Here is a 20,921-nt window from a genome sequence, read left to right as displayed (position 1 = left end):
AATTAATCTACTTTTAATAAAATACAATCTCTAATATTTATCAAAAGTCCTGGGTCAGGAAGGTCGCCTGTTAATTCCTCACTTACTGTATTTCCTTGCTTTTCAATTAGGTACATATGGAGTGCTGGTGAGCCGTTTACAGAAATTCTTCGCAAAGTCAATAACCCTCCTATATTTTGAAGAGGATCAAACAAACCTAATACCATTCTCTTTTCATCATTTGTACAATCTGGACACAACGGAAACGATGCGACATTTATTGGAGTGCCACCCCTAATATTATGACTCCATTTGTTTGGTAAATCGACATCAAGGTTTGCAAGCGTATTTACAATTGTAACACCATTTTCAGAGTATTTATATTCGCCAATAAGAATATCTTGGTAAATACTACCTAAGTTAACCATTGTGTATCTCTTGAGAACAATTGTAAGTTCTTTTCCGTTTTGGGCGTAACGCCAAGTTCCTATATAAAGTATTTGACTATTATTTGTGTCTTTAAGATAAGCACCAATCGGTGGAGTTGAGCCATCGAGCGATTCTATCGGAATAATGGGATTCTGTCCGAATGAAAATGCGTAGAGAAAGAATGAATATGTGAGAAACATTTTTTTCATACCAATTTAAAAGCCACTTTTATTAGCGAAATTAATCTACTTTTAATAAAATACAATCTCTAATATTTATCAAAAGTCCTGGGTCAGGAAGGTCGCCTGTTAATTCCTCACTTACTGTATTTCCTTGCTTTTCAATTAGGTACATATGGAGTGCTGGTGAGCCGTTTACAGAAATTCTTCGCAAAGTCAATAACCCTCCTATATTTTGAAGAGGATCAAACAAACCTAATACCATTCTCTTTTCATCATTTGTACAATCTGGACACAACGGAAACGATGCGACATTTATTGGAGTGCCACCCCTAATATTATGACTCCATTTGTTTGGTAAATCGACATCAAGGTTTGCAAGCGTATTTACAATTGTAACACCATTTTCAGAGTATTTATATTCGCCAATAAGAATATCTTGGTAAATACTACCTAAGTTAACCATTGTGTATCTCTTGAGAACAATTGTAAGTTCTTTTCCGTTTTGGGCGTAACGCCAAGTTCCTATGTAAGGTATTTGACGATTATTTGTGTCTTTAAGATAAGCACCAAGCGGTGGAGTTGAGCCATCGAGCGATTCTATAGGAATAATGGGATTCTGTCCGAATGAAAATACGTAGAGAAAGAATAAATATGTGAGAAACATTTTTTTCATACCAATTTAAAAGCCACTTTTATTAGCGAAATTAATCTACTTTTAATAAAATACAATCTCTAATATTTATCAAAAGTCCTGGGTCAGGAAGGTCGCCTGCTAATTCCTCACTTACTGTATTTCCTTGCTCTTCAATTAGATACATATGGAGTGCTGGTGAGCCGTTTACAGAAATTCTTCGCAAAGTCAATAACCCTCCTATATTTTGAAGAGGATCAAACAAACCTAATACCATTCTCTTTTCATCATTTGTACAATCTGGGCATAGTGGGTATGTAAGATTATCTATTGGAAAACTCCCGCTTATATTATGATTCCATTTGTTTGGCATATCAGCATCTAAATTTGGCAATGTATTGATAATTGTAATCCCATTTTCTACGTATTTATATTCTCCAAAAAGTAAATCTGCATAACCACGATTTAAGGGCGCCATTGTAAATCTTCTGAGAACAATTGTGAGTTCTTTGCCGTTTTGGGCATAACGCCAAGTTCCTATGTAAGGTATTTGACGATTATTTGTGTCTTTAAGATACGCGCCAATCGGTGGAGTTGAGCCATCGAGCGATTCTATCGGAATAATGGGATTCTGTCCGAATGAAAAGACAGAAAAAAAGAACAAAGATATTATATATATTTTTTTCATAATTATACTTTAATTGCAATTTGTTTTAGTAATTTCTGAGCAGCAAACAGAGTCAGGATTTATCATATCTAGTTTAGACCAATTTGTAAAATCATTGTTAATCTCATAGAGACTAATATTTCCACCAAAATAATTCAAGAATGCCCTAACATGATTATGATCGCTTTCTTGAAATAAAGGAGTGTATTTGTTGATATGAATCCAGCGCTTTTTTTGCCAAAAACTATTACCTTCCGCTTCTGCCAAGTCATCATCTAATTTTTGTTTTAGTGCATCAAAATCATTTATTTTAATAGCATAGATTTTTTGGTTTCCTTCTTTGTCCTGACAAACTAATATTAAAACGACCGAAGTTTTATTTTCCGAGGCTGTTTCTTCATATATTTTAGATAGACCATATACGTCGCCCCAAGAAAACATTGGATCTGCACCAATGGTTGGATGGGTATGTACAGCACCATAAATTTCGAGACCTGTACGAAAACTAACTGATTTACCTGTTGTGTTAGTGATAGGGATATCTGGATTTGTATATTGATTTCCTGTTTTTTTTAACCTAAAGCCCAATTCTCGTTCTGGATTTAATTGACTTCTCAACGCCTGTAATTTAGGTTTAATGTTTGGACTTGGAGGGTCGCCGTTTTTTCGGGATTTTATTAAAAATTTTAATCTGTTGCAATTAGAAGTTTGATCATTGTAACTAGGTTTCGTTGACACGGGAGGTGTAATTATAGGAGGATTGCCAGGCCCATAAGCCCCTCCACCACCAGAAGAACCTCCAGGATTATTACTGTTTCCAGGATTGTTAGTGCCGAAACCTCCACCTCCGCCTCCGTCATTGGTGTTTATCATTACTGACTCGCAATAACTCGCCTCAAGAACCCAAGTAGGCACTCCTGAAGTGTAACTTTCACCTTGACCATTTATTGTATAATCTAGCACCCAAAATTCTACACATACTATCTCCATATGAACTCTAGCGTTAGTTTGGTCGATTTCTAATGGATAGTATTTCGTTTTTTTATTGTTGAGTTCTGATTGAGTTAAGTAACTGAATTCCTCTTCTGTAAAGTCGTACTCAATTCTAAACAAATCAAATTCACCATTTTCATTTTTTGAAAAAACTAAATTATTTAACTTTTCATTCGGGGGTGTTATAATTTTAAAGGTATAGGACTCGTAATCCTCTTTCTTTAAATAGATGCCATGTAAGGTATCGACTTCAAAATTGTGTAGTGAGTCCGAAGTACGAGAGAGTTTATTTTTAGAAACATTTTTAAATCTCTGAAATTTTTCATAAGCAACGGAATTGTTTTTAAATTCATTAAAAGAGATTTTTTTTAAACTTCTATTTTCTGAATATATATTGTCTTCATATATATCTTTCGAGCACCCTGTAAGAAAGCTAAAAACAACAAGTAAAAATACTCCAAATAATTTCTTAATCATAAATTGAATGTGTGTTACAACTGTTATTAATTTACGATTTTGTTTTCATCAAATCATTTTCAGCTTCTTTTACTTTTAATTCAAGTTCACTGATTTTAACTTTTTGTTTCTGAATTTTAATGTTAGCGGCATCAATTTCGGTGCTACTCATTTTGCCTTTTACTATTTTGGCGTCCAGTTTGTTTTGGTTTTTTTCCAATGAAGATTTCTCTTTAGCCAATTTCTCTTTGGCTTTTTCTACATTGCGTTCTGCTTTTGCAATTTTAGCCTGACGTTTTTCAACCGCTTTTTGTTCTTTTTCGAGTTTTCTCTGTGCTTTTTCAATCTTCTTTTGCTCTTTTTCAAGGCGTTTTGCTTCTTTTTCTCGGGCTTTTAAAATTTTTGCTTCTGCTTTTTGTTGTTCTTCCAAAGCTTTTTGTGCAATGGCTTGCTGTTTTTCAATTGCAGCGGTAGAAGCTGTAGTTTGTGCGTTTGCAAATTGAATGGCAGTGAAAAACAAGGCTGAAAGAATAATTTTGGCTTTCATGATTTTTAGTTTTGATATTATATTGCCAAATATATAACAAATATTATTCCATAACTTTGTTGCTATTTAATTTTGTGTGATATGAAGCAATTTTGGCGTGTTTTAGTTTTTATTATGATGGTTTTTGTGCAAATAAGTTGTAGGGAAGTTACTCAAAAAGAGTCGATTGCGGCTTCGGTTGAAGAAAATTTGCAAAATACAACCGTAAAGGATTGGCAAAAATTTGCACCAACTACCACTACAAATCAGTTGGTGAATCATGATTATTATTTGCTTTCCTACAACGAAAAAGCGGAACAAGCCGAATGGGTTTTTTATTTTTTAGACGCCGGAAAAAATGAAGGCGATTTCAAAAGACCTTATTTTATTCAAGATCCGAAAGTAAAAACGAAATCTGCGGATTACCGAAACTATAAAAATTCTGGTTATGATAAGGGACATTTGGTTCCGGCGGGTGATATGAAATTTTCAAAAAAAGCATTCGACGATACTTTTTATACGTCGAATATTTCGCCACAACGCAAAGATTTTAATGCCGGAATTTGGAACCGACTTGAGCAAAAAACGCGTTATTGGGCCGATAAATTCGGCGGTATTTACGTAGTAACGGGCGGTGTTTTGGAGCAAAATTTAAAAACAATTGGCACGGAAGAAGTAGCGGTTCCCAAGTATTTTTATAAAATTTTATTGGCTACTGAAAATAACGAAACTTACAGAATGGTGGCGTTTTTGATGCCGCACGAAAATAGTAAAAAACCATTGTATGAATTTGTGGTTTCGGTGGATGAAATTGAGAAATTGACCGGAATTGATTTTTTCCCAATTTTGCCTGACGCGGTTGAAAATGCACTTGAAAAACAAAGCGATTACAAAGGTTGGAGCTTTTAACCTGAAGTTTCCAAAAATGCGAAAAGATTTTTCAATAGCCCTGATTACTTCACAATACATTTATTTTAATTGGTGTTCGGTGAACACTTCGTGTTTGAAGCGGAAATCTTTTTTTTGATCGCCTTGGGTTTTAACCCAAAGGCAATTTGCTAAAAGATCGTAGCGGAAAGCAGGAAAATGTCCCGAGGTTTCTAGATCGCTTCTAAAAATAAATTTTTACCACTCGTTTACTTTATTAGCGTCCATTTTGATAAAAATAAATAACAAAATGCTGAACGCAAAAAGGCTCGATCCTCCGTAGGAAAAAAACGGTAACGGCACTCCGATGGTTGGGAAAAGCCGGATGAGCATGGCGATGTTTACCAAAAAGTGCATGAATAAAAAGGTGACCACGCAATAACCGTAAACCCGGGAGAATTTTGTTTTTTGGTTTTCGGCCAAATAAATAAGGCGGATGAAAAGCGTGACGAATAGCGCGATTACAACGATGGCTCCTACAAATCCCCATTCTTCGCCAACGGTTGTAAAAATATAATCGGTATGTTGTTCGGGAACGAAACCGCCTTTGGTTTGCGTACCTTCGAGGAAACCTTTGCCGAACCAACCTCCGGAACCAATGGCAATCATGGACTGGTTGAGGTTATATCCTTCATTTTTTAAATCGACATTATCACCGCCAAAAAGTACGTTGATACGGTCTTTTTGATGGGGTTCTAAAACATTGTCATACACAAAATCAACAGAATAAGTAAATGCAGAAACGATGACAAATAAAATGATGGATGCCAATGGGTTTCGGTTGATTCGTTTTGCTGTAAAAAATTGAATTAGCATTGCTAAAGCCGCTATAATAATCACGTATTGGGGTTCGACTAAAAGTGCGAGAAAAAATAATCCGATGGCACCAAATCCTGTCCACAAGTAACCGGAAGGTAATCCTTCGCGATAAAGAACGAAAACTAATCCTACAAAAATCATTGCGGTTCCGGTGTCGTGAACTAGAATTAAAACTAATGGAACGCCCATGACTAGAAAGGCTTTAATCTGGTCGTTTAAATTTTTTAAATTGACTTGAACATCACTGAGATATTTTGCCAAAAGTAATGCTGTGGAAGTTTTTACAAACTCCGATGGTTGTAGTGTGAAGCCGCCAATACTGTACCAGTTGGTTTGTCCTTTAATGGTTTTTCCAAAAACAAAAAGTCCGAGAAGAGATACTAAACCAATGATGTAAAAAACAAATGCATATTTTTCGTAAATTTTAGCGTCAACGGTGAGAATAACAAGGATTAGTGGGATGGTTAAAATGATAAACAATATTTGCTTACCATAGATTTGGTCTAAATCGAAAATTGAAGTAGACTCGAGTGGGAGAGATGCCGAATAAATGTTGAGCCACCCCATGATAACCAACATCGAATAGAGCAGGATGGTAATCCAATCAATGTTGTTCGATACGCTTTGGTTTTTCATTTACGGTGTCTTTTTTTACTGTTACTTTTGGCTTTGCAAGTTCTCCGCTGGCAATTTTAGCATAATAATCTTCAATACTTCCTTCCAGCATTCGTTTTTCGAGATCGGTTCGGGTGATTTTTCCTCTTAAATATTTTTCAATCATCAAACTGGCGATTGGTCCAGCCCAACGAGCTCCCCAATATCCATTTTCCACAAAAACAGCCAAGGCAATTTTAGGGTTTTCTTTTGGTGCAAAAGCCACGAAAATTGAGTGATCTTGTAGCTGAACGGTAACGCCATTAATTTTGGTTTTGTTTTCTGCGGTTCCGGTTTTTCCGCAAATTTCAATGCCTTCCACTTGTAAGCTTCTTGCAGTTCCTTCTTTATAAACGGCTGACAATCCTTCGATCACGGGTTTAAAATGTTGCTTGTCAATGGTGGTAACATGCTTGGTTGTATATTTTTTGTCGATAGGTTGATTTTCGATTTTTTTGATGATGTGAGGCGTGTAATAATATCCTTCGTTTGCCACGGCAGCCATCATGTTAGCCAATTGAATTGGTGTGGTCAAAACCTCTCCTTGACCTATCGAGTTAGAAATAATTGTGGTGCTTCTCCAGCCACCGTTTGGATACCAACGGCCGTAATATTTGGCATCAGGAATGTGCCCTTTTCTTCCAGCAGGCAAATCATATCCCATAAAACTTCCTAACCCAAAACTTTTTAAGTGATTGCTCCAAGCGTCAACTCCATAAGTAGGTTTTGGATATTTATCTATAATTAATTTAAAAACATTGGCAAAATAAGTGTTACAAGAATGTGCCATTCCAGTGTGAAGGTTGTTGGTTCCCACGTCGTGACATTTCATAAAAGCACCTCTTCCGTAGGAAAATCCGTTTCGGCAATAAAACGATGATTGGGTGTCAATTACTTCTTCTTGCAAGCCAATTAAGGCGGTTAAAATTTTAAATGGCGATCCCGGAGGATATTCTGCCAGAAGACCTCTATCATATAATGGTTTTGCTAATGAATCGTTATAAAGTTTCGTATAGTTTCTCGAGCGTTCTCTACCTACAAGCAAAGCCGGATCGTAAGTTGGTGCCGAAACTAAGGCTAAAATTTCTCCGGATTTTGGTTCGAGAGCTACGATTCCACCACGTTTGTTGACCATTAATTGTTCGCCATATTCTTGTAAAACCAAGTCGAGTGAGAGGGTTACATCTTTTCCTTGAACCGGAATGGTATCATAAACACCTTCTTTGTAAGAGCCAATTTCTCGGTTAAATCGATCACGTTGAATATATTTTACACCTTTCACACCTCGTAAAACATCTTCGTAAACTTCTTCCACCCCTTGACGACCAATTAAATCTCCACTTTTGTAATATGGATTTTTTTTGATGATGGCGTCATTTACTTGTGCAATGTACCCGAAAACATTGGCTCCAGATTTGGTTTGATAATCCCGAAGCGAACGTTTTTGAATATAAAATCCTTGAAATTTTCTTATTTTTTCCTGAAATCCTGCATATTCTTTTTTGTTCAATTGTGGTAAAAATACCGATGGTAATCTCGGGCTGTACACTTTGGCTTTAGCAATTTTTGCCAAAAATTCTTCTTTTGTAACTTTTAATAGCGAACAAAAACTTAAAGTATCGAGGTTTTTAATTTCATTGGGAATCACCATCACATCATAAGACGGTTGGTTGGCGACCAACAATTTTCCATTTCGATCGTACATGTAACCGCGTTCGGGATAATCGTATTTGATTTTAATAGCGTTATTGTCCGACTTCTTTATGAAAGAATCATCAATGATTTGCAAATAAAAAAGCCTGGCTACAATGATTATTGTAACTACAATTATCAAAACTGGCAAAAAGGCTTTTCTCATCGTTTGGTTGAAGGCTTAAAAATGTAAATAATTCCGATGCAAATAATCAGGGTGAAAATGGAACTGAATAGCGTTCGTAATAAAATATTTAGAATAAAACTGAATTTAAAAATTTCCAGCGTAAATAGTATTATGTGATGTGTTAAAACTGAAACCAACAGGAAAGAAAATCTTTCGGGCGAAAGCTTGTCGTTAATTCTAACGGTTTGGTATTCATAACTTACGCCAAATGAAAATCGGAAAAATGACGGTCTAACATACGCTAAAACTACTGATGCTGCCGCATGAACCCCGCCAGAATCACAAAACATATCCATCGTAATTCCCAACAAAAAACTGGCGGCTAATAATCCGGCACGATTTCCATTAACGGGATACAACAAAATGAATAAAATATATGGATAAGGATTGATGTACCCGAAAAAATCCATTTCATTAAACACCAAAACCTGAACGGCAATGAGCAACACAAATCGTGCAATATTGAGCAAAAGCATACTATTCATCTTCGGTTACAGTTTGTGCTTCAAGCTGTTCAATTTCCTTTTTTTCGTAATTTTCCAAAATATACACATGTCCTAAATTAGTCATGTCGTTAAACAATTTAATGTCTAGCGTATAATAATTGGTCACTTTATCGGTGTAAACTTTATCAATTGTTCCAATGCCAATTCCCGGTGGAAAAGTAACCGATTCGTTTCCGGTAACAATCGTATCGCCTTTTCTCACTTGTGCCAATCGCGGAACGTCCACTAACTGCAGAAATCCGGTACTTTTTCCGTTCCAAGTTAAAGTACCAAAGTGATTTGACTTTTTGAATTTGGCGTTAATTTTTATTTTGGTATTCAAAACGCTAATTACCGTAGCATAATTTTTTGAAGTATGTTCTACAATTCCTACAATTCCCAAACTGTTTACCACACCCATATCCGGCTTGATTCCTGCTTTGGCACCGCTATTTAAAGTAAGATAATTTTCTTTTACGTTGTAAGAATTTTTAATGATTTTCGATTGGATGACATTTATTTTCTCAAAACCTTTCAAACTATCTTTTACCACAATTTCAGTAGAATCAGTACTGTTGTAAAGCAATTTTCGCAAAAGTGCATTTTCTTGCGCTAATTGTTCGTTTTGAGATTTCAGGCTCAAATATTCTTTCACATCATTGACTTTTTCATAAACACCGCCACTAACGTAATTAGCGGAAGTAACCACTTTGCTTCGGTGGTAAGAATGCGATTGAATAGTAAGCACTAACGAAATGCCCAAAAGCAGCAAAAACAGCAATTTATTGCTGTTTTTCAGTAAAAAATTAAAGATTTGCTGCATGAAACGATGCTATTATTTTATTAGTATGCTTCTGAATTTTGGAATATTTTTTAGTGCCATTCCGGTTCCTCTCACTACAGCTCTCAAAGGGTCTTCGGCAATGTAAACCGGAAGGGCGGTTTTTTGAGAAATTCTTTTATCTAAACCTCTTAACATTGATCCTCCTCCTGCAAGATAAATTCCGGTATTGTAAATGTCGGCTGCTAATTCCGGAGGTGTTTGAGATAAAGTTTCCATCACCGCATCTTCAATTCTTTGAATTGATTTGTCTAATGCTTTGGCAATTTCTCTAAATGAAACTTCCACTTGTTTTGGTTTTCCGGTTAACAAATCTCGTCCTTGAACCGACATGTCGTCTGGCGGTGTTTCGAGGTCTTCAATTGCAGCACCAATTTCAATTTTAATTTTTTCTGCCGTGCTTTCTCCCACAAAAAGGTTGTGTTGCGTTCGCATGTAATACACGATGTCGTTGGTAAAAACGTCACCAGCAATTTTTACTGATTTGTCGCAAACAATTCCGCCTAAAGCAATCACGGCAATTTCGGTTGTTCCACCACCAATGTCCACAATCATGTTTCCTTTTGGTTGCATAATATCAACACCAATACCAATTGCAGCCGCCATTGGCTCGTGAATCAAGTAAACTTCTTTACCATTTACACGTTCTGCAGATTCTTTTACGGCACGCATTTCTACCTCAGTAATTCCCGAAGGAATGCAAATGACCATTCTTAAAGCTGGCGTAAATAATTTTTTCTTTAAAGCAGGAATACTTTTTATAAACATGCTGATCATTTTCTCCGAAGCATCAAAGTCAGCGATAACTCCGTCTTTCAAAGGTCGGATGGTTTTTATGTTTTCATGGGTTTTCCCCTGCATCATACTGGCTTCTTTACCAACAGCAATAATTTTTCCCGAAACTCTATCACGTGCCACAATTGATGGACTGTCGATTACCACTTTATCATTGTGGATTATTAGAGTGTTAGCTGTTCCAAGGTCAATCGCGATGTCCTCGGTCATGAAATCAAAAAATCCCATACTTTAATTAGGGTTTAAAATGTTTATAAAATTTAACACGCAAAGTTACATAAATTAATGTTTGAAATGACGTGTTCCTGTAAATACCATTGCAACTTTATTTTTATTACAAAAATCGATGCTTAATTCGTCTTTAATAGAACCGCCAGGTTGAATGACAGCTCCAATTCCAGCCTGACTTGCGATTTCTACACAATCAGGAAATGGGAAAAAAGCGTCGCTTGCCATCACGGCTCCGTTTAAATTAAAATTAAAACTTTTTGCTTTTTCAATTGCTTGTTTTAATGCGTCAACTCGAGAAGTTTGTCCGGTTCCCGATGCAATAAGCTGTTTGTTTTTTGCCAAAACAATGGTGTTGGACTTGGTGTTTTTGCAAATTTTTGATGCAAATAACAAATCTTCAATTTCGTCTGAAGATGGGGGAGTTGTTGTAACGGTTTTTAGTTGTTCTTTATTGTCCGTTACCGAATTTCTATCTTGAACCAATAATCCGTTTAGGCATGTTCTAACCTGACGTTCAGGAAGTTCAGTATCTTTTTGAACCAAAATAATTCTGTTTTTCTTTTCAGAAAGAATGACAATGGCTTCTTCGCTAAAGGAAGGAGCAATCACCACTTCGCAAAATAATTGGTTGATTTCCCGAGCCGTTTCGCTGTCAATATTTCCATTGGCAATTAAAACACCACCAAATGCCGAAGTCGGATCTCCAGCCAAAGCATCAAGATAGGCTTCTCTCATCGTACTTCTGGTAGCCAAACCACAAGCGTTGTTGTGTTTTAAAATGGCAAAAGTAGGTTCGTTATTTTTAAATTCTAAAATCAAATTAACAGCAGCATCAACATCGAGCAAATTATTGTACGAAAGTTCTTTGCCATGAATTTTATCGAACATCTTTTCAAATTCTCCAAAGAAAAATCCTTTTTGATGCGGGTTTTCACCGTAACGAAGCGTTTGTCCGTTGGCAATGCTTTGCTTGTAAACGGTTTCATCTTCATTAAAATAATTGAAAATCGCCGAATCGTAATGTGAGGAAACATGAAAAGCTTTGGTAGCCAATAATTTTCTATCTTCTAAAGAAAGTTCGCCGTTTTGTTTTGAAATCAATTCTAAAAAATCTGCGTATTGTTCCATTGACGAAACAATCGCGGTATCTTTAAAATTTTTTGCGGCAGCACGAATTAGAGAAATGCCACCAATATCAATTTTTTCAATAATATCAGCTTCCGAAGCACCAGAAGCTACGGTTTTTTCAAAAGGATATAAATCAACAATCACCAAATCAATCTGTGGAATGTTGTATTCCTCCATTTGCGAAACATCGCCTTCATGGTCTTGACGGTTTAAAATGCCGCCAAAAATTTTCGGGTGTAAGGTTTTCACTCTTCCGCCCAAAATAGATGGATAAGAGGTTATATCTTCTACCGGAATCACAGGAATACCAAGGTTTTTTAAAAATTCTTCTGTTCCTCCGGTTGAATAAAAAACCACGTTTTGCTCGTGCAACTTTTTCACAATTGGTTCTAATCCGTCTTTTGAAAAAACGGAAACCAATGCCGATTTAATTTTTTTTGAATTGTTCATTGTTGTGTAGTTGTGTTTAAGCGTGCAAAAGTAGTTATTATAGTCGAAAGTTGAAAGGGAAGTTTTTTGTTTCAGGTTTCGAGTTTTTCTTGGAATTTTTTTTCGCTCGCCAAGACGCGAAGTCGCAAAGTATTTGAAACTTCTGTAAAAAACGCCACGAATGCACCAATTTTTTTTTGAAATTTTCGGTTTGACATTGCCATTGTAATTTTCAATTCCCTTGGAATTTGGAATTTCTTACCAGATTACAACTTATAACTCACAGCCAACATCACCACGCGTGGCAAAATAAAAGTGCGTCTTTGGCTAATCAAAAAATCCGAGAAAGAATTGCTTTCCTTGATGCGGTTGTTGAGCAAATTATTGGCAAAAACCTCAAAAGTCCAAGCGCTATTTTTCTTTTGGTATAAAAGCGAAGCATTGGCAATTTCGTAGCGATTGCTTTGATTTTGGCTGTTTTGGTTGAAGAAATTTTCGTAATCGGCTTTAAACGAAAGCGATTTTGTAAGGGAAATATCGAGTTTAGCTTCGAACAAATCGGTTTCAAAAGTCGATTGGGTCAAACCGCTAAATTGGTTGAAACCTTTGGTATATTTCACACTAACGAAAGGCCATTTTCGGTTGGCGGTTTTCAGTTCTACGCCAATGTTTTGACTGTCACGGTTATTTTCAGTGGCAATATTATTCACGTTTTGAATGTATTGAAACCACGACAAACTGCTGTTTACCGACAAATTAAATTTGTAAATATTTTTGGCAATCGAGCCGTAAACGCGCCAATTGGTTTCGGGATTGTGCGTGAGAATTGGCGTGGCATATTGGTTGATGCCTTCCAGGATAATTTCGTTGCGAAGCGTTCTGGTTTTTTTGTTGAAATTCGCAGAAGCATTCAACCTCAAACCTCGATACGAGCTAAATTTGCTATAAAATAAATTGGCCGAATGAAAGCGTTCGTTTTGTAAAAGCGAATTTCCTTTAAAAACAGAATTATAGCTTGTGAGCGAAAACCGATTGGCAAAATTTTCGGCATCGGGGAAATCATTTTCCAAACGGTATTTTAACTTCAAACTTTCGGATTTATTGAATTCAATTTCGCTTTCCAACTGCGGTTGAAGTAAAAATTTACTTACATTTTTGTTGTCTCCAAATTGATTGGTGTTCAAATGATAAAAATGTCCGTAGATGCCGGGTTTGGTGATGACTTTTCCAATTTTAAATTTGTATTCCAATCCCAAATAAGCGTCGTTTAGCTGGTAATGGAGGTCGTTTCCAAATCCGGCTTCGGCAAAATCATTAATACTTCCGTCAGAAAGCAATTGTTTTTCGGAAGTTTTTAAGGCTGAATTTTCAAAATTATTGCCGATAATTGTATAAAGATGGTTGAAGTTATTGACAATCCAATAATGCTTGAACATCGCATCAACACTATTGGTTTTGATATTTTTGAGTTGCGAAATTTTGTATTGAGCATCTTCTTCCAAAGGAATAAATCCGGCTAAAAATGGCGCATCAGTTAACCATAAATTTTCAGGTTTATTTTGGTCAAAAGCGTGGTTTACCACGAAAGTTCCAGTGTGATTTTGGTTAAAAGCCTTGTGCCATTCCACATATTGTTTAAGCGAAATATTATCGGCTTCGCGCAAAGCTTCAAAATTGTTATTTCCCGAAGGTGAAATCGTTTGGATATTTGTGAGATAATTATTGTTCGAACTTTGAAATTGTACATTATAATACAATTTTTCATTGTTTGATGACGAATAATCCAATTTCACATTTCCCATTGCTAGCAATGCTTTGTTTTGGTTGCGTGTGTTTCTGTTTTCGAAAATGGTGGTTTCATTTTGAAGGTATTGGTTAAAAACTTCGTCTTTTGCCACCGAAAATATTTTGGAAAACAAGCCAAAACCCGAAAGCGCCACTTTATCCGATAATTTATGGGTAAAATTGAGTGCGGCAAACTGCGATTTATTTTCCACCACATCTGTATTTTCATGTACAAACGAATACAAATTGCTGAGCGATTTTCTGCCCGAAAGATAAGAACTCACGCCTCCTTCAAACCGCATCAAATCGTCGAAAGTAAAAACACTTTTCCCGAAATTATTGGCGTCTGCAATGAGTCCGAAGTTGGTTTTTGGGCTGTAATAAAACAAAGCCGCGTGACCTAAATAAAAACCGTTGTCGTCATTTCCGGCTTCAATTCCCGCTTGGACATCGCCAAAAATAAATTTCTTTTTTTCTTCTTTGAGTTTGACATTCATGGCAAGATCTTCGCTGTCAGATACTTGCTTCATAAAACCCACTTCGTTAAAGTTGTCAATTACTTCAATTTTTTGAATGGCATCTGCTGGAATATTTTCGACCGCCAATTTCGAACCACCGCCAAAAAACAAATCGCCTTCCACAAGCATTTTGGTCACTTTTTTTCCCTGAACGGTTACAGTTCCGTTTTTGGCCACTTCTACACCCGGAAGTTTTTCGAGCACTTCCTTCATTTTGCGTTCGTTGCCATTGGCGAAAGCCTTGACATCAAACGTCATGGTATCTTTTTTAATTTCGATGGGTTTGTAATCGTGGGTAATGACAATTTCTTTGATGGTTTCGCCAGTATTTTTGAGTACAAAATGATGCTCGCTAATTTCGGCATTGGCTTCTACAATAAAAACCGCGTCTTGGTAACCAATGTAAGACACCGAAAGTTCGTACCGCATATTTTTAGGAATATCAATGCGGTAACGGCCTTTGTTATCGGCAATGGCAAATTTAATCCCGCCGTTTTCGTCGAGTGGTTTTGCCAAAATATTGGCAGACTCCAACGGATTTTGAAGCGTATCGGAAACCGTCCCGACAATGATTTTCTGTGAAAACGCGGAAATGGAGAAGAGAAGAAAAAAGAGGAGGGGTTTGGGCATTGAGGTGGGTTAAGTGGAGAATTTTTTTGACTTTACATATTTTTTAAATATTCTGCTTCTGAAATTTTTTTGCCTTTTGGAATAGCGATTTTAATCTCCGAATTTTTAACCCACGTGATTTTTGAAACTAAATAAGTAGTTTGTCTTTCGGTTAGTTCTAAAATTAATCCTGGCAAACCGTAAAATTCTTTCGGTCCGTAACCTGAAGGAATCGCCGGCGCAAACCAAGCAACGATAGGAATGGTTTTTTTTTCTCCTTTTCTATTGATAATTGGCAAATCTAATGTGGCTTTAGTGCAAATGTAATTTCCAATTTTTTTTGTCTCTGATGTGATTGTCCAGTCTTTTTTTAAACTTTCCTTTTCAACTAATGTTCCATCATGTTTTTCAACTATTTGTTTGTTCGATTTTTTTTCGGTAAAGTAAGTATCTTCCGTTGTAAAAGTAATTGAGGCAAGTCTCGAAAGATTGTCGTCAGTTTCGTCTGTGGTTAGGTTTTTAATCAAGGTAAATTTTGATAAAGATTGATTGAACGCTAACTCAAAAGTTTGTGCTTCAGAAATTTTTTTGGTTTCTTGAACTAATGGATTGTCTTTTGCAGCTTTACCCTCTAAAGTGATAGGACGTATTTTGTAAATAATTCTTCCAGAACTTTTTTGTCCAAAACAAGAGAAGGAAAATGGTATTAGTAGAACATATAAAAGTAGATGTTTCATAGAAGCTGTTTTAAAAAGAATTTCTCAGTAATTATACTGAGAAATTCTGAAAAATTAGTTGTTGTATTTTAAGCAAGTGTGATATGCTAATTGAAATATGAAATTTACTTGTTCTTGATTCAAGTTATAGTCAGGATCTACCGCTTCCAAAAAGTCGATAGCGACGAAAACGCAATCAACGTTTTTTTTGTTCTCCACGTTACCTGCAAACGAACTTCCGGCAAATGCCATCACAGCAAATGCACTAAATAATAATTTTTTCATGTGTTTTAAATTTTTTAAAATTATAAATTGGTTTTTGTTGCAACAAGTCAAAGGAAGTTTTTTTTTATATGCAAGTTTTGTTTGAAAAAATTAATTAATGTTGTAAAAATATAATATTTAATACTAAAAGTGGTTTGATGTTTAAATTTATGAAAATTTTAAATCTCGGCGCATGTTTGCGTGAGGGATGGAAGTGGCATCCTTTTATGAATTGCCGGGGATTTCAATCCCGGGGTAATTTATAAAAGATAAAGCGTACAGCCCGACGTGTTGCTTTCCGACACTTCGGGGAAGCAATACGGCACGCCCAAATATTTTTCAAAAAAAAAGCGACTGGTTGGGTCGCTTTATAACTATTTTTAAAAAAATTACTGGTTTTTCGGGGCTGGTGCTGAAGCTAGTGGCGCTCCAACGGCAATATCGCAACGGTGTCCAGGTTGTCCGTGTGGAGGATTCATTCCGGGAGCAACTTGCGTGGGTTGTTGAACCACTTGTGGTGCAGGTTGCGGTTGAACGGGTTGCGGAGTGGGTTGTGCAGCTGGTTTTTGTGCTGGTGCAGAATTTAAAGGAGCTCCAACGGCAATATCGCAACGGTGTCCAGGTTGTCCGTGTGGAGGATTCATTCCTGGTGCGGTTGTTGTCGTTTGGGCTGGTGCCGGAACTTGCGTTGGCGTTTGCGTTACAGCTGGTGCGGCTTCGATAGGCTGTTGAAAAAATTCTTTGTTTTCTTGTATTGAAATATTTTCTGGATTTTCTGTTTGGGGTAGGCTTTCTTGCGGTTGTAATTCTTGCTTGCAAGAGGCAAAGAATATTGCTGATAAAAGTGCGATTGAAGCTATTTTCGTTTTCATTTTTTAAAATTTTGTAATGGTCAAATATAGACAATTAATTGAACATCAATGTTAAAAATAGGCTCGCAGTTGAACGTTTCCGGTGTGAATCGCTTTGAAATCTTCGCTTTTACGGCCTTCATAATTGATATTTACATCTAAAAATTGGGTGAGGTTTTTTTGCAAAAGCAATCGCCACGTCAGGTTTTGACCGGGTTGCAATCCTTCAAGCATTTGATAAGCGACGGCGGAAAGTGTATTTCCCGTGAAATTATTTTCGAAGAGAGAAAATTCGCCGTTCATAGAAAATTTCTTTTCGGAATTTAAGGTAAAAGACGTTCCGATTCGATGTTGGGTTAGGGTTTCGAGGTCGCCAATTTTATTTTTTTTGTTTTGAAATTCATAAAACAAATCCCAACTGGTGTTTTTTGAAAATAAATAAGAAATTTTTGGCGCTAATTGATACGATTGAACGTTGAAATTTTTGCTTCCGTAGTTCTCAGAGGTCAATGTTGACGTGGTTTCGCTGACATTTAAACCCAATAACCACGATTGTTTGAGCAAATGTAAATATTGCAGTTGGTTAGCGTTATTTTCGGTTTCTTGAGAACCAACGGACAATAAATTTCGCACGCGGTTTTTCAAAAAAGTATAAGTAATGGAGTGTTTTTGCTTGCCGCGATTGTAAAATAAACTGTTTCGCAAACTGTAATTAAGCCCGAGCAATCCATCTTCTTTTCCGGAAAAAGGATTAAGGTCAAAGTTGTCATTTCGGAAAATTTTTCGGTCAATTAAAAAAGAAGTTTGGTTGTAGAAATAGGACAATATTTTTTTGAAACCTTTTTCATTTTGCCATTGTAACGGGTTAATATTTAATGCAGTAGAAAATTTATTTTGATGCGTTTTGACAAAAATTTGGTTCGGCAAAAAGATTCTTACAAATTTAGCTTGATCGCTAAATTGCGCTACTTCAAATTCTTCTAATTCCTGAATACCGTTGCCATTATAATCAATCCATGTGTAAACGCCACGTCCGGGTTCTACTTCGAGATAGGTAAATTCTTGCTGAGCAATTGTTCCTGAAGTAGTTTCGTAAGCCGAAGAAATTTGCAATAATTGATTAAAAAATCGGTCATTGTACAAAATTCTCGAATTTAAAGAAGGCTCATTAGGCTGATTGTTTTCGAAAACTAAATTTCTGTAATTCACAAAAACCGAAAGTTCTGATTGATCGGTTTTGAGCAATCTTGACTTTAAATAATAGGAATCAGAGGTGTTTACTTTTTGAATCACATTTCCTACCAAACTGTCATTTACTCTACGTAAATAACCAATTTCTGCAAAAACTTTAGTGCTATCGCCACGCCCAAAAAAGGCGCCATATTCGGTAAATTTTTGGCTTAACGCCGAAAAAAGCTGCGTGGATTTTATTTTTTCACGATTATTTTCATAGCGAAATGAAGCGCCAATCCAGTTTTTTTGAAAATTGTATCGCGCTTGGTTTTGACTTCGGATAAATTGCGATTCGGCATAATTACTGTCGCTTTTCAACGCACTCGACTGACTTAAAACGGTGAGTTTTTTCAGTTTTAAATTACTTTCAAAAATATGCCGTGTTCCCGAAAAACTTTCCGAAAAATCTAATTTCTCTAACTGGTATTTGGCTTGACCATTTTCTTTTAAATTGAAATTCAAGCCTGTAATCAAAAGGGTTTGGTCGCCATTTGTAGCAGCAATATTCCAATCCCTGTTAAATTCTATCGAGTATAAACGTTCGATGGTTTTAAATTCTTGTTGCACAAATTGAAAGTCGGCAAAAGCATCGATGGTCCATTTTTTGCGAGAAAATAATTGTTGCTTCGCAAAAAGTTTTCCCGCTAAACCTTTGTTATCATTGTCATCTTGGTCCGAAAAAAGATTCAAATCATTATCGCTTACGCCAATTTCAAAGTCAACCAGCGTTTTTTCTTCTTTTTGGTATTTTCCCATAACGCTCGCCACCTGAATTTTCGTGGGAGCAATCAACCGAATTTGTGGTTCAAAATTTCCTTGAGGAACGCCATTTACCGGAGCAACATAGCTGTAAATTTTGCCAACGGCAGCATTATTTGCCAAAATATAATTGCCTTGATTTTGCCCAACCAACGAAAATCTCACATTAAACAAAACATCATCCGGATTGTTGGAATACTCAAAAACTTCCACTCCGGAAACGATGGTTTTTTTGTACAAAATTTTATTTTCGGAAAAAGCATCTTCATAAGCCGAAGGCGCAAACATCGCCGAAACATCGTCTCCGGCTTCCTTGAGAATTTGCACTTGTTCAGCTGAAAGACTTTGTTGCAAAGGCTGATTTTTCACGTCATTTTCTGAGTATAAATAACCCGATAAACTCCAGTTTTTATTCGTGTGTTCAGCACCTGCATAAGTCACAAAACGGGTGAAATTCCGGTCAGAAAATTGGTATTCCACATTAATCCGCATTTCTGAAGTAATGGGAAATAAAGTGGTGAAAATAATTTCTCCGGCGTTGTAATCAATCACATAATCATTGTTTTCGCCTCGCGTGAGCAATATGCCATTTACGTAAACCCGTTCGCTTCCGGAAATTACCAAAACATACAATTCGCCGTTAGATCCGGTCAATTTATAAGGACCTTGATTGCCTTCCTGACCCGTAAAACTGCTTCGGGCATATTGACCTCGCACCAAAGCCGCCGAACCAAAAACATTCGTTTTATTTTCATCGCCACCAAAGGTAAAATTGGCCGCCAAACCTTGCACTTTTTTATTGAAATTTAAAAAACGAGATTTCCGATTTTCGAGAAACAAATCTCCGGCACGAATATTCCAATTGTCAGAAAATAATTCGATAAAAATTTGGTCAAACTCATCTAATTTTTGCGAATAACCGCCTTCTTGTAGCGGAATATTGCTGTCTTGGATGGACGCCCGAAGCCCAACTTTATCCGAAATTTTCCCTGTAATTTGTAAATCTAAATTAGAATTGACTACCGCATTTTGATTATTTCCTACCGTAATTCCTCGGGTGATGCTTCCCGAAGTGTTTAATCCATCAAACGGTTTGAAGTTGTTAACCAACTCATTTTCAGATTTATACAAAACTCCGTTTCCGGCATCATTTGCCACAACCCGACTTTGATTGTAAATAGAATATTCTTTGGTGATGAATTTCGGGTAAGGCAAATACGCCACTTCTAAAGTATCGCCAACGAAATTTTTTTTCGTAAACGAAACGCTACCTGATTCATAATCAACAACGTAAAAAGATTTGTCTAGGACGTTTCCGAATTTGTCTTTTAGTTCAAAAAAAGCAGGATTGATCGAAAGGCTGTCAATTTTTACCGCTCCAGAATCTGCCACAATTTTCTTAGTTTGGTACGGAGTTTTAAGCTCTTGACCATAGAGTTGGCAAGCGCAAAAAGCAACCATAAAAATGAGCAGTTTCCTCAACATAAATACTATAACTCCAAAACTGCTAAAGTAGTATTCTGGAGGTCAAATTACAAGGATTATAAATTCCAATGAAGAAATTGCAAATTCCAAAGGAAAAACCTTGCGAACTTTGCGAATTACTTTGCGTTCGTTGGTGTTAATAATTTTAAATTCCAAGTTACGAAATCCTGCCTCGAAAAACTCATAACTCATAATTCATAACTCATAACTCATGTATAATCGGGGCTAAGGAAAAATTATTGGCATTTTTGGAAACACAGGGAGAAAAATTCCAATAAAGAAATTGCAAATTCCAAGGGAAAAACCTTGTGAACTTTGCGAATCACATTGCGTTCGTTGCGGTTAATAATTTTAAATTCCAAGTTACGAAATCCTCCCTCGAAAAACTCATAACTCATAATTCATAACTTATGTATAATCGGGGCTAAGGAAAAATTTTTGGCATTTTTGGAAACACAGGGAGAAAAATTCCAATAAAGAAATTGCAAATTCCAAGGGAAAAACCTTGTGAACTTTGCGAATCACTTTGCGTTCGTTGGTGTTAATAATTTTAAATTCCAAGTTACGAAATCCTGCCTCGAAAAACTCATAACTCATAATTCATAACTCATAACTCATGTATAATCGGGGCTAAGGAAAAATTATTGGCA

18 protein-coding genes are annotated in these 20,921 nt (G+C 36.3%); 1 reads left to right on the top strand and 17 read right to left on the bottom strand.

The genetic code is table 11. The annotated features are described in order from the left end of the window. Positions 1-2: 2 nt before the first annotated feature. From GV828_RS05095 to GV828_RS05075, 5 genes are read right to left on the bottom strand one after another with little or no spacing between them, the layout of a single operon-like run. Positions 3-617, bottom strand: a complete 615-nt coding sequence (locus tag GV828_RS05095) for a DUF6705 family protein (protein ID WP_166536404.1) — start codon at positions 615-617, stop codon at positions 3-5. Between the two features lie 31 nt (positions 618-648). Then, the gene (locus GV828_RS05090) at positions 649-1,263 is read right to left on the bottom strand and encodes a DUF6705 family protein (RefSeq protein WP_166536403.1); all 615 of its coding nucleotides are present in this window, start codon (positions 1,261-1,263) and stop codon (positions 649-651) included. A gap of 31 nt (positions 1,264-1,294) precedes the next feature. After that, on the bottom strand, positions 1,295-1,909 hold the full coding sequence (locus GV828_RS05085; RefSeq protein WP_166536402.1) for a DUF6705 family protein: 615 nt from the start codon (positions 1,907-1,909) through the stop codon (positions 1,295-1,297). A gap of 9 nt (positions 1,910-1,918) precedes the next feature. Further along, positions 1,919-3,358 carry a hypothetical protein gene (locus GV828_RS05080; RefSeq protein ID WP_166536401.1) on the bottom strand — a complete coding sequence of 480 codons (1,440 nt, stop codon included), beginning with the start codon at positions 3,356-3,358 and terminating at the stop codon, positions 1,919-1,921. A gap of 31 nt (positions 3,359-3,389) precedes the next feature. Further along, the gene (locus tag GV828_RS05075) at positions 3,390-3,884 is read right to left on the bottom strand and encodes a hypothetical protein (RefSeq protein ID WP_166536400.1); all 495 of its coding nucleotides are present in this window, start codon (positions 3,882-3,884) and stop codon (positions 3,390-3,392) included. A gap of 81 nt (positions 3,885-3,965) precedes the next feature. On the opposite strand from GV828_RS05075, the gene GV828_RS05070 reads away from it, so the two are divergent. Then, positions 3,966-4,772 (top strand): DNA/RNA non-specific endonuclease, encoded by an 807-nt coding sequence (locus tag GV828_RS05070; RefSeq protein WP_166536399.1) that lies wholly within the window; start codon positions 3,966-3,968, stop codon positions 4,770-4,772. A 216-nt stretch (positions 4,773-4,988) separates the two neighbouring features. Here the strand turns inward: GV828_RS05070 and rodA are convergent, their stop codons facing one another. The 12 genes from rodA to GV828_RS05015 all read right to left on the bottom strand — a co-directional run bounded on the left by rodA (position 4,989) and on the right by GV828_RS05015 (position 20,271). Beyond that, positions 4,989-6,245 carry a rod shape-determining protein RodA gene (gene rodA / locus GV828_RS05065; protein ID WP_166536398.1) on the bottom strand — a complete coding sequence of 419 codons (1,257 nt, stop codon included), beginning with the start codon at positions 6,243-6,245 and terminating at the stop codon, positions 4,989-4,991. After that, positions 6,214-8,121: a penicillin-binding protein 2 gene (mrdA, locus tag GV828_RS05060; protein ID WP_166536397.1), complete on the bottom strand. Its 1,908-nt coding sequence runs from the start codon at positions 8,119-8,121 to the stop codon at positions 6,214-6,216. The genes rodA and mrdA overlap by 32 nt, the downstream gene beginning before the upstream one ends. Further along, on the bottom strand, positions 8,118-8,627 hold the full coding sequence (locus GV828_RS05055; protein ID WP_166536396.1) for a rod shape-determining protein MreD: 510 nt from the start codon (positions 8,625-8,627) through the stop codon (positions 8,118-8,120). Before GV828_RS05055 ends, mrdA begins: the two co-directional genes overlap by 4 nt. Continuing rightward, positions 8,620-9,450 (bottom strand): rod shape-determining protein MreC, encoded by an 831-nt coding sequence (gene mreC, locus GV828_RS05050; RefSeq protein ID WP_166536395.1) that lies wholly within the window; start codon positions 9,448-9,450, stop codon positions 8,620-8,622. Before mreC ends, GV828_RS05055 begins: the two co-directional genes overlap by 8 nt. A gap of 12 nt (positions 9,451-9,462) precedes the next feature. Continuing rightward, complete coding sequence (locus GV828_RS05045; RefSeq protein WP_166536394.1) at positions 9,463-10,491, bottom strand: rod shape-determining protein; 1,029 nt, start codon at positions 10,489-10,491, stop codon at positions 9,463-9,465. A gap of 54 nt (positions 10,492-10,545) precedes the next feature. Next, positions 10,546-12,072 (bottom strand): bifunctional phosphoribosylaminoimidazolecarboxamide formyltransferase/IMP cyclohydrolase, encoded by a 1,527-nt coding sequence (purH, locus tag GV828_RS05040; RefSeq protein WP_166536393.1) that lies wholly within the window; start codon positions 12,070-12,072, stop codon positions 10,546-10,548. A gap of 71 nt (positions 12,073-12,143) precedes the next feature. Beyond that, a complete protein-coding gene (locus tag GV828_RS13245) occupies positions 12,144-12,269 on the bottom strand; it encodes a hypothetical protein (protein ID WP_262885810.1) in 126 nt (41 codons plus the stop codon). Positions 12,270-12,317: 48 nt separating this feature from the next. Then, a complete protein-coding gene (locus GV828_RS05035) occupies positions 12,318-14,984 on the bottom strand; it encodes a carboxypeptidase-like regulatory domain-containing protein (protein WP_166536392.1) in 2,667 nt (888 codons plus the stop codon). 32 nt (positions 14,985-15,016) lie between these two features. Continuing rightward, positions 15,017-15,700, bottom strand: coding sequence for a GLPGLI family protein (locus tag GV828_RS05030; RefSeq protein WP_166536391.1), 684 nt, complete (start codon positions 15,698-15,700; stop codon positions 15,017-15,019). A 54-nt stretch (positions 15,701-15,754) separates the two neighbouring features. Beyond that, a complete protein-coding gene (locus tag GV828_RS05025; RefSeq protein WP_166536390.1) occupies positions 15,755-15,964 on the bottom strand; it encodes a hypothetical protein in 210 nt (69 codons plus the stop codon). Positions 15,965-16,332: 368 nt separating this feature from the next. Beyond that, positions 16,333-16,815, bottom strand: coding sequence for a hypothetical protein (locus tag GV828_RS05020; protein WP_166536389.1), 483 nt, complete (start codon positions 16,813-16,815; stop codon positions 16,333-16,335). A gap of 51 nt (positions 16,816-16,866) precedes the next feature. Beyond that, a complete protein-coding gene (locus GV828_RS05015) occupies positions 16,867-20,271 on the bottom strand; it encodes a hypothetical protein (protein WP_166536388.1) in 3,405 nt (1,134 codons plus the stop codon). Positions 20,272-20,921 lie beyond the last annotated feature (650 nt).

The organism is Flavobacterium ichthyis, from assembly GCF_009915155.1.
GTDB lineage: Bacteria > Bacteroidota > Bacteroidia > Flavobacteriales > Flavobacteriaceae > Flavobacterium > Flavobacterium ichthyis.
Note: the sequence above shows the minus strand (reverse complement) of the source record. Positions and strands in the feature narration are given on the sequence as shown.

Coding starts and splice junctions, on each gene's coding strand:
- GV828_RS05095 (WP_166536404.1), bottom strand. CDS start 617: ATGAAAAAAATGTTTCTCACATATTCATTCTTTCTCTACGCATTTTCA.
- GV828_RS05090 (WP_166536403.1), bottom strand. CDS start 1,263: ATGAAAAAAATGTTTCTCACATATTTATTCTTTCTCTACGTATTTTCA.
- GV828_RS05085 (WP_166536402.1), bottom strand. CDS start 1,909: ATGAAAAAAATATATATAATATCTTTGTTCTTTTTTTCTGTCTTTTCA.
- GV828_RS05080 (WP_166536401.1), bottom strand. CDS start 3,358: ATGATTAAGAAATTATTTGGAGTATTTTTACTTGTTGTTTTTAGCTTT.
- GV828_RS05075 (WP_166536400.1), bottom strand. CDS start 3,884: ATGAAAGCCAAAATTATTCTTTCAGCCTTGTTTTTCACTGCCATTCAA.
- GV828_RS05070 (WP_166536399.1), top strand. CDS start 3,966: ATGAAGCAATTTTGGCGTGTTTTAGTTTTTATTATGATGGTTTTTGTG.
- rodA (WP_166536398.1), bottom strand. CDS start 6,245: ATGAAAAACCAAAGCGTATCGAACAACATTGATTGGATTACCATCCTG.
- mrdA (WP_166536397.1), bottom strand. CDS start 8,121: ATGAGAAAAGCCTTTTTGCCAGTTTTGATAATTGTAGTTACAATAATC.
- GV828_RS05055 (WP_166536396.1), bottom strand. CDS start 8,627: ATGAATAGTATGCTTTTGCTCAATATTGCACGATTTGTGTTGCTCATT.
- mreC (WP_166536395.1), bottom strand. CDS start 9,450: ATGCAGCAAATCTTTAATTTTTTACTGAAAAACAGCAATAAATTGCTG.
- GV828_RS05045 (WP_166536394.1), bottom strand. CDS start 10,491: ATGGGATTTTTTGATTTCATGACCGAGGACATCGCGATTGACCTTGGA.
- purH (WP_166536393.1), bottom strand. CDS start 12,072: ATGAACAATTCAAAAAAAATTAAATCGGCATTGGTTTCCGTTTTTTCA.
- GV828_RS13245 (WP_262885810.1), bottom strand. CDS start 12,269: ATGTCAAACCGAAAATTTCAAAAAAAAATTGGTGCATTCGTGGCGTTT.
- GV828_RS05035 (WP_166536392.1), bottom strand. CDS start 14,984: ATGCCCAAACCCCTCCTCTTTTTTCTTCTCTTCTCCATTTCCGCGTTT.
- GV828_RS05030 (WP_166536391.1), bottom strand. CDS start 15,700: ATGAAACATCTACTTTTATATGTTCTACTAATACCATTTTCCTTCTCT.
- GV828_RS05025 (WP_166536390.1), bottom strand. CDS start 15,964: ATGAAAAAATTATTATTTAGTGCATTTGCTGTGATGGCATTTGCCGGA.
- GV828_RS05020 (WP_166536389.1), bottom strand. CDS start 16,815: ATGAAAACGAAAATAGCTTCAATCGCACTTTTATCAGCAATATTCTTT.
- GV828_RS05015 (WP_166536388.1), bottom strand. CDS start 20,271: ATGTTGAGGAAACTGCTCATTTTTATGGTTGCTTTTTGCGCTTGCCAA.